11 protein-coding genes are annotated in these 9,406 nt (G+C 66.9%); 6 read left to right on the top strand and 5 right to left on the bottom strand.

Annotated elements, in window-relative coordinates:
• The 4 genes from VL752_RS09345 to VL752_RS09330 all read right to left on the bottom strand — a co-directional run.
• Positions 1-765 (bottom strand): NAD(P)-dependent oxidoreductase (locus VL752_RS09345; protein ID WP_325354447.1); only part of this gene is annotated, 765 nt, incomplete at its 3' end.
• A 12-nt stretch (positions 766-777) separates the two neighbouring features.
• Positions 778-1,608, bottom strand: coding sequence for a GNAT family N-acetyltransferase (locus VL752_RS09340; protein WP_325354443.1), 831 nt, complete (start codon positions 1,606-1,608; stop codon positions 778-780).
• On the bottom strand, positions 1,609-2,133 hold the full coding sequence (locus VL752_RS09335) for a Fur family transcriptional regulator (protein WP_325354441.1): 525 nt from the start codon (positions 2,131-2,133) through the stop codon (positions 1,609-1,611).
• Between the two features lie 139 nt (positions 2,134-2,272).
• The gene (locus VL752_RS09330; RefSeq protein ID WP_325354439.1) at positions 2,273-2,716 is read right to left on the bottom strand and encodes a MucR family transcriptional regulator; all 444 of its coding nucleotides are present in this window, start codon (positions 2,714-2,716) and stop codon (positions 2,273-2,275) included.
• Between the two features lie 208 nt (positions 2,717-2,924).
• Here VL752_RS09330 and VL752_RS09325 point away from each other — a divergent pair, with 208 nt between their 5' ends.
• The 6 genes from VL752_RS09325 to VL752_RS09300 all read left to right on the top strand — a co-directional run bounded on the left by VL752_RS09325 (position 2,925) and on the right by VL752_RS09300 (position 8,976).
• Positions 2,925-3,182: a sulfurtransferase TusA family protein gene (locus tag VL752_RS09325; RefSeq protein WP_325354437.1), complete on the top strand. Its 258-nt coding sequence runs from the start codon at positions 2,925-2,927 to the stop codon at positions 3,180-3,182.
• 2 nt (positions 3,183-3,184) lie between these two features.
• The gene (locus VL752_RS09320) at positions 3,185-4,303 is read left to right on the top strand and encodes a glycosyltransferase family 4 protein (protein WP_325354435.1); all 1,119 of its coding nucleotides are present in this window, start codon (positions 3,185-3,187) and stop codon (positions 4,301-4,303) included.
• Entirely contained in the window at positions 4,303-5,595 is a 1,293-nt protein-coding gene (locus VL752_RS09315) for an O-antigen ligase family protein (RefSeq protein WP_325354445.1), read from the top strand. Before VL752_RS09320 ends, VL752_RS09315 begins: the two co-directional genes overlap by 1 nt.
• 59 nt (positions 5,596-5,654) lie before the next feature.
• Positions 5,655-6,653, top strand: a complete 999-nt coding sequence (locus VL752_RS09310) for a CobW family GTP-binding protein (RefSeq protein ID WP_325354433.1) — start codon at positions 5,655-5,657, stop codon at positions 6,651-6,653.
• Positions 6,654-6,661: 8 nt separating this feature from the next.
• The gene (locus tag VL752_RS09305) at positions 6,662-7,729 is read left to right on the top strand and encodes a WD40 repeat domain-containing protein (protein WP_325354431.1); all 1,068 of its coding nucleotides are present in this window, start codon (positions 6,662-6,664) and stop codon (positions 7,727-7,729) included.
• Positions 7,730-7,803: 74 nt separating this feature from the next.
• The gene (locus VL752_RS09300) at positions 7,804-8,976 is read left to right on the top strand and encodes a Gfo/Idh/MocA family protein (RefSeq protein WP_325354429.1); all 1,173 of its coding nucleotides are present in this window, start codon (positions 7,804-7,806) and stop codon (positions 8,974-8,976) included.
• A 69-nt stretch (positions 8,977-9,045) separates the two neighbouring features.
• On the opposite strand, the gene VL752_RS09295 is transcribed toward VL752_RS09300, so the two are convergent.
• On the bottom strand, positions 9,046-9,406 hold a 361-nt coding region (locus tag VL752_RS09295), incomplete at its 5' end, for an FGGY-family carbohydrate kinase (protein ID WP_325354427.1).

Genomic DNA, 9,406 nt, shown 5'->3' with positions numbered 1-9,406 from the left:
GAGCCCGGCGCCCGCGATATGGCCGGAGTCGAGGGCCGCGATCAGCGCCGCCTCGTCGATCAGCCCGCCGCGCGCGGTGTTCACCAAGAAGGCGCCGGCCGGCAGCGTCGCGAGCGCCCTCGCGCCGATAACGTGGTGTGTCTCCGGCGTCAGCGCGGTGTGGAGCGAGAGCACCTCGCTCTCCGCGAGCAAGGCATCGAGGCTCGGGGCACGGGTCGCGTGGCGATAGACCTCCGGTGCAGTCCGGCGGGAGAAGGCCGAGACCCGCATGCCAAGCAGGTGCGCCAGCCGCGCCGTCTCCTGCCCGATCGGTCCCATGCCGTAGAGCCCGATGCGGGCGCCCGCCAAGTCACGCACGCGCATCTGGCCGGTGCGCCAGCCGCCCTCGGCCACCCTCTTGCCGAGGGCCGGGATGTCCTTGAAGAGCGCCAGGACGAGGGCAAGCGTGTGTTCGGCGACGGCGACAGCATTCGCCCCCGGCGTTCGGGTGACGAGCAGGTTTCGCGCCCGTGCCGCGTCCAGATCAACCTCGTCGGTGCCGGCGCCATGGCGCGCAATGATCCGGAGACGCGGCGAGGCATCCATGACGAGACCGTCGATCCGTCCCTGGCGCGCGATGATGGCATCCACCTGCAGCCTTGCCGCCTCTTCCGCCAGACGTTGCGGGGAGGGAAAGGCTTCCATGGTGTGAATGTCGAGGCCGGCCGCTTCGAGGATCGCCACGCCTTCCGCAGCAATGTCGGGAGAGCTGACGAGGACCCGCATTCTCGTCACCAGCTAGCGCCTGTCGCGCTGCTCACGCTCGAAATGCCGGTAGTATTTACCGGTCACGAGGTCGGTCTGGACCACGACGGCGACGTCGGTCGTGTTGAACTGGTGGTCGACGACCGCGCCATCGCCCACGAAACCGCCGAGCCTGAGATAGCCCTTGATGAGCGGCGGCAGGCCGACCAGGACCTGGCGGGCGTCGATCGCCGCCGGGTCCATCCTCTGCATGTCGACATAGCGATGCGGCAGGGCGCGGAGGCGGATATCGGGCGGGGCAAGGTGGTTCGCGTGGAGATAGGTGAGTTCGGCGGCCAGGCCGTCGACATCCGTGCCGGGCAGGCTTGCGCAGCCGAACATGAGGTCGATGTTGTGGGTGAAGACATAGGCCGCGATGCCGCGCCACAGGAGCTGCATCGCGGCCCGTCCACGATAGGCGGAATGGACGCAGGAGCGGCCGAGCTCCAAAACCTGCCCAGGGAAACGCTCGATCAGCGAAATGTCGTATTCGTCGGCCGAGTAGAAGCGCCCGATCGTCTCGGCCGCTTCCCGCCGGATCAGGCGATAGGTGCCGACGACCGCATCCGGCCCGTCGCCGAGGTCGTGATCGACCACGAGGAGATGGTCGGCGACCGCATCGTAGCGGTCGCTGTCGCGATGGCGGGCCTCGGTCGTGGCGTCCGGGTGGGCACCGAGTTCCTGGTAGAAAACGCGGTAGCGGAGCGCCTGGGCGGCATCCAGCTCTTCGGCGGTTCGGGCGATACGCAGACCGAGATTGCCGGCACGCAGTTCACCGATGCCTTCCTCGTTTTCGATTCCGGCAAGAGGTTCTGTTGAGCTCACTTAGCGTCCATGACCGGCACCGGAGCCGGTGACGAGAGGGGGTGGTGAAGAGGCATCGTCGCTCGCGCGGGCGTTGCGCCGCTTCTGGGCAGGTTTCTTGTCGGAGCTCTTGCTCTCACCCTGGCGCTGGCGGCCGAAGAGTTCGAGACGGTGGGAGACGAGGTCGAAGCCGAGGCGCACGGCGATGCCGCGGATCGCCTCTTCCAGTTCGGGATCGATGAATTCGATGACCCGGCCGGTATCGACGTCAACGATGTGATGATGGGGGCCGGGTGTCGCCGGCTCGTAGCGGGCGCGGCCACCGCCGAAATCATGGCGTTCGAGGATGCCGTTTTCCTCGAAGAGCCGGACCGTGCGGTAGACGGTCGCGATCGACATGCGATTGTCGAGTGCCACGGCGCGGCGATACAGTTCTTCGACGTCCGGGTGATCCGACGCATCGGACAGGACACTCGCGATGACACGGCGCTGCCCCGTCATCTTCAGGCCCTTCTCGATGCACAGGCGCTCGATGCGCGACATCATCGGTTAGCTTCCGCTTCTATCCACGCCCTCAGGCGTTCCTGTCAGCGGTCCCATCTCCGCAGAAGAGAGACTGGAACCGCGTCGCCCCGTTATAGGGTCAGCCGCCTGAGGAGGCAAAGACCGGCTGAGGGTCGGCGCGTCAGCTGCCGCGGTTCGACCGGCCGGACGGAGCCTTGACGGCGGTGCGCGGCTTGGTGCCGAGGCCGATCTTCTTGGCGAGCGAGGAGCGCTGCCGGGCGTAGTTCGGCGCCACCATCGGGTAATCCGGCGGCAGGCCCCAGCGCTCGCGATACTGTTCCGGCTCCAGATTATAGGCCGTCTTGAGATGGCGCTTCAGCATCTTGAGCTTCTTGCCGTCCTCGAGACAGATGATGTAGTCGCCGAAGACGCTCTTCTTGATGGGGACCGCCGGCTGCGGCTTCTCCGAGGGTTCGGGCTGGACGCCGACGTTCGAGAGGGTGCGGAATACGTCCTGGATCAGGCTGGGCAGGGCTTCCGGTGCAACCGTATTGTGGGAGACATGGGCGGATACGATTTGTGCCGTCCAGCCAAGGACGCTGAGATTGGTCGTATCGTCGGACATTCTGCAATTCTCCAGGCCGGATGGTTTAGCCGCGTGCTTCGCCAGTATTAGATATTTCTTGCTTCAGCGCCCGTATAGACAGAATTCGGGCAATCCAGCGATGTTGTTTCGCATGCCGCCAAACATGAACGGCGTAGTTAGTCCCTGTCTACATCGACCTGAGCAGTCCAGGCAACATCCCTGATCCGGCATCAAGTAAAGCGATATCATGACGGTAAATACATCCCATGCGGCGTTTCTTGATGTGACAGCAGACACCTGTCCGATGACCTTCGTCCGCACGCGCCTGGCGCTGGAAAAACTCCCGGCGGGGGCAATCCTGCGCGTCCGGTTGCGCGGCGCGGAGCCCAGAGAAAGCGTGCCGCGCATGGCCGCAAGCCAGGGCCACGTGATTTTGGAGATGATCGGACACGAGTCCGATCCGGAAATTCTCGACATCCTCATTCAGCGCGGCGCGAAAGCCTGATCGTGGCGGAGGTCGAGAGACGGCACGTTGCCGTCGTCCTGCCGCCGCGCGAAGGCTTCGGGCCGCAATCGGCGGGCGCGATCGCCCTGCTCCAGGCACGGCTCGCCGATCCAGGGTCGGCGCCGGCGGGGCCCTTCGCCGTGACTGTTCTGGGCGCCCGGCAGGACGGGCCGGTCTTTCCCCTGCCCTATGTGCCAGTGCTGGACTCCTGGTGGCCGCCGGGTTCCGACGCGCGTTACGCGGCGGGCCTACGGCGGGCGCTCCTCCCCCTGCGTCCGGCCCTGATAGAGGTCCATAACCGCCCCGATCTCGCCCGCCGCCTCGCCGCCTGGTTTCCGCCCCAGCGCATCGCGCTGTTCCTGCACAACGATCCGCGCGGCATGCGGGGCGCGAAGACCGCCGCGCACCGAAGCGCCCTCTCCCGCCGGCTCGGCGCCGTTGTCTGCGTCTCGGCGTTTCTGGCGCGCTGCTGGACAGAGGGGACGTCCGGGCTGCCGGCGCCCAGGGTGCTTCCCAATTGCCTCGACCTCTGCCGCCTGCCGCCTGCCCTTGCGCCCGAGCAACGGGCGCCGCGCATCGTCTTCGCCGGCCGCCTGGTGGCGGACAAGGGCGCGGACAGTTTCGTCGCCGCCTGTGCCGAGGCCCTGCCGCTTCTGCCGGGATGGGAGGCGGTGATGATCGGCGCCGATCGCTTCCGCCCCGACAGTCCGGAGACACCGTTCACGGAAGCGCTGCGGCCACGGGCCCAGGCTGCGGGTGTCCGTCTGCTCGGCTACCAGGATCACGAAAGCGTCATGGTGGAATTGAGCCGTGCCGCCATTGCGGTCCTGCCCAGTCGCTGGCAAGAGCCCTTCGGTCTCGCCGCTCTCGAAGCCATGGCGAATGGGGCGGCCCTGATCGCGACCCGCCGGGGCGGGCTCGCGGAACTGACAGAAGATGTGTCTGTGCCGATCGAGGCCGAGGATGTCGCGGGAATCGCGCAGGCCATCGTCGGCCTGGCGCGCGACCCGAAGCGGCGCGCGTCCCTCTCTCAGGCGGGTCTGGAACGGGCCCGTGCCTATGATCTGCCGGCGGCCCGCCGGCAGCTGGACCAATTGAGAATGGAACTGCTGCGCCCGTGATGCGTCTCACACTTCTGATCCAGCGGGTGGCCCTCGCCACCATGCTGTTCGTCATGCCCGCTCTGCTGCAGGGCCGGGCGCTGGCCGACGTTCTCATGTCCGTCACCGCCATGCTGTTCCTGATCCATTGCGGTCTCACTCGCCAATGGGGCTGGGTGCGCCGCGGCTGGGTGCCTTTCGCAGGCGCCTGGTGGGCTTGGGAAATGCTCTGCTCCCTGCCCCTGCCTCCCATCCTGCATGGGGATTGGCCGTCTTTCGTCCAGGCACTGGTGATGGTGCGCTTCTTCGTCTTCGCGGTCGCGATGGAAGTCTGGCTGCTGCGCGATCCGCGGCCGCGGCGTTGGCTGCTCTGGGTGGTGCAGGCGGTCGTGGCCTATATCGGGCTCGAATGCTACTTCCAGTATGCGACGGGCAAGAACACCTTCGGCGACGGCCGCTTCGTGGATGGCGAGCTGACCGGCCCCTTCTTCAAGCCGCGCGCTGGGCCCGAGCTGGTGCGCATCCTTTTTCCGGCCCTTTGGCCGCCGGTGATGGCGCTGATCGCGCGGCGCGCCTGGCTGTGGCGGATTGCGGGCCTGCTGCTCGCCTGCCTCGGCATTGCCGTGATGGTGCTGATCGGCCAGCGCATGCCGGTGCTGCTCACCGGTCTTGGCCTCGTTATCTCGGCGATTCTGCTGCCGAAGCTGCGCCCCGTCGCGATCGGTGCCGTGGTGATCGGCGGCATCGTGCTTGCCGCCTCCCCCATCATCTCGCCGCCGACCTACTATCGCCTGGTCGAGAAGTTCAGCCGCCAGATGGACCATTTCCAGACCAGCCCTTACGGCTATCTGTGGCGGCGCGCGGACGAGATGACCGAGCAGAACCCCATCTTCGGCCTCGGCTTCAACGGCTTCCGGCGGGATTGCACCGAGCCCCGCTATTTCGTGGGCTGGAGCCACAGGCCGGAACACGATGGCGGCGGCGCCGGCATCTGCAAACAGCATCCCCACAACTTCTACACCCAGGCGAGCACGGATGGTGGCTATCCGGGCCTCGTCCTCTTCTCCCTGATGTGTCTCGCCTGGCTGCGGGGGATCGGCCGCGGCCTGTGGCGCGACCCCGACGCGCTGCGGGTCGGACTTTTCGCGGCGGCGCTGATCCATCTCTGGCCGATCGCCTCCACCAGTGCCTTCACGAGCCTGCCGGTCAGCGGTTATTTTTTCGTCATCCTCGGCTGGGGCTGCGCAGAGACGCGCTGGCGCAAGCTCTCGCCTGCGCGGGATGCGGGGCGGGTTCCTACCCCCGCCGAATGACCGGACCCGGATAGTCCTGTATAGCTTTTCGTTGTGTCCTCGCGACTGGAGTATCTCTCATGCCCGATACCGTTGCCGATAAAGCGGCTGGCCTTGGCCAGGATCTCGTCCCCGTCACGGTGCTCACCGGCTACCTGGGCGCTGGCAAGACCACGCTGCTCAACCGCATTCTGACCGAGAATCACGGCAAGAAATACGCCGTGATCGTGAACGAGTTTGGTGAGCTCGGTGTGGACAACGACCTCGTCGTCGATGCCGACGAAGAGGTTTTCGAGATGAACAACGGCTGCATCTGCTGCACCGTGCGCGGCGATCTCATTCGCATCCTCGCTGGCCTGATGAAGCGCCGCCAGAAGTTCGACGGTATCATCATCGAAACGACCGGCCTCGCGAACCCTGCCCCCGTCGCGCAGACCTTCTTCGTGGACGAGAGCGTGCGCGCCCGCGCCCGTCTCGACGCCATCGTGACGGTGGCGGACGCCAAAAACCTCCCGGCCCGTCTGGCCGATAGTTCGGAAGCCGCCGCCCAGATCGCCTTCGCCGATGTCATCCTGCTGAACAAGGTCGATCTCGTGGGCGCCGACGAACTGGCCGCCGTCGAGACGCGCATTCGCGCCATCAATGCGCTGGCGCCGATCATCCGCTCGGAGAAGTCCAACGTGGCGATCGAGGCGGTGCTGGACCGCCGCGCTTTCGATCTCAACCGTATCCTCGCCCTCGACCCGGACTTCCTGGAGTCCGACGAACACGAGCATAACGAGGAGATCAACAGCATGAGCTTCACGGTGTCCCGCCCCATCGACCCGCAGAAGTTCAATGCCTGGATCGGCACCGTGCTCAACGGCCAGGGCCAGGATCTGCTGCGCACCAAGGGCATCCTGGACTATGCGGGCGAGAATCGGCGCTTCGCCTTCCAGGCCGTGCACATGATCGCCGACGGCGACTTCATCGGTCCCTGGAAGGAGGGAGAGGCGCGGCAAAGCCGCCTCGTCTTCATCGGCCGCAATCTCAACCGCCCGCAGCTTCGCCGCGGCTTCGAATCCTGCCAGGTGGGTTGATCCGCTCCATGCTCGCTGCCCAGACGCCCTCGCGCGAAAACCTGATCGAGACGCGCGGCGTCTCCCGCAACCTCGATGCCTTCGTCGTCCAGGCCGCTTTCGACCGGGGGGGTGCGTTCGCAGCCTTTGGCCTGGGGGACGGCTCCGTGCGTTTCGCGCCGCTCGCGGACGGCGCGGCGGACTGGACGATGGCCATGGTGCATGACGGCGCGATCCTCGGCCTTGCCGCCGATGTCCTGCCTGGAAGCGTGGTAACCGGCGGCGATGACGGCGATTTCCGCCGCGTGCGCGCGGATGGCGAGGCTGTGACGCTCGGCGATATGGGCTCCAAATGGGTGGAGCATGTGGCGAGCTACGCGCCCACGAAGGGGCGCGAGAAGGACATGCCGATCCTCGCCTGTGCCGCGGGCCGCCAGGTTCACCTGTTCGATGCGCGCGGCCAGAAGTTGAAAGTGCTGGAGCATCCTTCGACCGTCACCGGCATCAGCTTTGACGGGCGCGGCAAGCGCCTCGCGGCCTCGCACTACAACGGCTGCAGCATCTGGTTCGTGGCCGCCAAAACCGATGCGCCGCGCCGGCTGGAATGGAAGGGCAGCCATATCGGCATCGCGCTCCATCCGGACGGCGAATCCGCCGTCACCTCCATGCAGGAGAATGCGCTGCACGGCTGGCGCCTGTCGGACGGTCAGCACATGCGCATGAGCGGCTATCCGACCAAGCCGGAGAGCATCTCCTTCTCGCGCTCCGGCCGCTGGCTTGCGTCTTCCGGCGCCGACACCGTGGTGCTCTGGCCCTTCTTCGGTGGTGGCCCCATGGGCAAGCCGCCATCGGAGCTTGCTGGCGGGACAGGCGCCGTCGTGACCCGCGTGCTCTTCAATCCCAAGACGGATGTCGTGGCGGCGGGTTTCGCCGATGGCCGCGTGGTGCTCGCCGAGGTCGAATCCGCGCGCATCCTGCCCGTTGCCCCCCCGGGTCACGGCGCGGTCTCCACCCTCGTCTGGGATGAGAGCGGCAGCTATCTTGCCTTCGGCACGGAAGAAGGCTTCGCTGGCGTGGTCGACCTGTCGAAGCGCTGAGGCGGAACTCTGCGGAAGCCTCGACCGGTCACGGAGGCGGGACTGAACCCGCCCCGAGACGGGAGACGTTGAGAATGACAGAGACTGGCGGAGATCAGCAGCCGCGCCGGATCAGGCTTGGCATGGTCGGTGGGGGCCCGGGCTCCTTTATCGGACCGGTGCATCGCCTGGCGGCGCGCATCGACGATCGCTTTGAATTCGTGGCCGGCGCCTTTTCCTCCGATCCGGAAAAATCCCGCCAGGCGGGCGTCGACTGCCATATCGATCCGGCCCGCGCCTATCCGACCTGGCAGGCCATGGTCGAGGGTGAGCGGCAGCGCGCGGACCGCATCGACGCGGTCGCCATCGTTACCCCGAACAATCTGCATTACGCGCCGGCCAAGGCTTTCCTGGAGGCCGGCTTTCACGTCATCTGCGACAAACCGCTGACCATGACGGCGGCGGAGGCCGCGGATCTGGTCGAGACCGTGCACCGTACCGGCCTCGTCTTCGGGGTCACTCATACCTATGCCGGCTACCCGATGGTGCGGCAGGCGCGCGCCATGGTGGCGGCGGGTGAGCTTGGCGCCATCCGCGTCATCCATGTCGAATATGCCCAGTCCTGGCTGACCGAGACGATCGAGAAGACCGGTCTGAAACAGGCGGTCTGGCGCACCGACCCGGCGCAATCCGGCGGTGGCGGGTGCCTCGGCGATATCGGCACCCATGCCTATCACCTGGCGAATTACGTGACCGGGCTGACGGCGGAATCCCTCGCGGCCGAGCTATCGATTTTCGGCGAGGGAAGGCGGCTGGACGACAATGTCCATATCCTGCTGCGCTATGCCGGCGGGGCGCGCGGCATGCTGTGGGCGAGCCAGGTCGCACCCGGCGAGGTGAATGGTGTGCGGCTGCGGGTGTTCGGCGAGAAGGGCGGGCTTTCCTGGCATCAGGAACAGCCGAACGAGCTGATCTTCACCCGCCACGGCGAGCCGCCACGGCATATCACGCGCGGCGGCCCTGGCGCCGGTGATGCGGCGGTCTATGTGCCGCGCGTGCCGGCCGGACACCCGGAAGGGTATCTCGAAGCCTTCGCCCAGCTTTATACCGATGCCGCCGAGCAGATTCTGGCCCATGCCGAGGGTCGCGCGCCCTCCGCCCAATCGCGCCTGTTGCCGACGGTGGAGCAAGGGGCGGCCGGCATGCGCTTCATCGAGGCCGCGCTCGAATCGAACCGCCGCAACGCCGCCTGGATTTCCGATCTCTGAGCTATTGATGAAAGTCTGACGAACGGTTCAGGTGAATCGCTTCGGCGAGCCACCCGAACCGATCAGACCTTAGAGGCGTGGTGCATCGGCGGTGGTGCGGCCGCGCCGGAATTCGGGTTGCAGGGCGCGATAGAGGCCGCGATAGGCCTCGATCCGCGGCAGATAGGCCTCGCGCAGGGCAGCTTCGGGCGCGATCGTCTCGACCACGGGCGGCTGCTCTGCGACCAAAGGTCCCCCCGCCGCCATGCGGCCGAGCCGTGCCGCGCCGAAAGCGGCACCATGCGCACCATCGGCGAAGCGGCCGAGCGTGAGACCGGTGGCGGCCGCGATGATCCGCGCCCACAGCCGGCTGCGCGCGCCGCCGCCGATGAAGCCCACCTGCCCCACCGAAATCCCTGCCGCTTCCAGACCGGCGACGCCATCCGCCAAG

The organism is Acidisoma sp., from assembly GCF_035492295.1.
Classification (GTDB): domain Bacteria; phylum Pseudomonadota; class Alphaproteobacteria; order Acetobacterales; family Acetobacteraceae; genus Acidisoma.
Note: the sequence above shows the minus strand (reverse complement) of the source record. Positions and strands in the feature narration are given on the sequence as shown.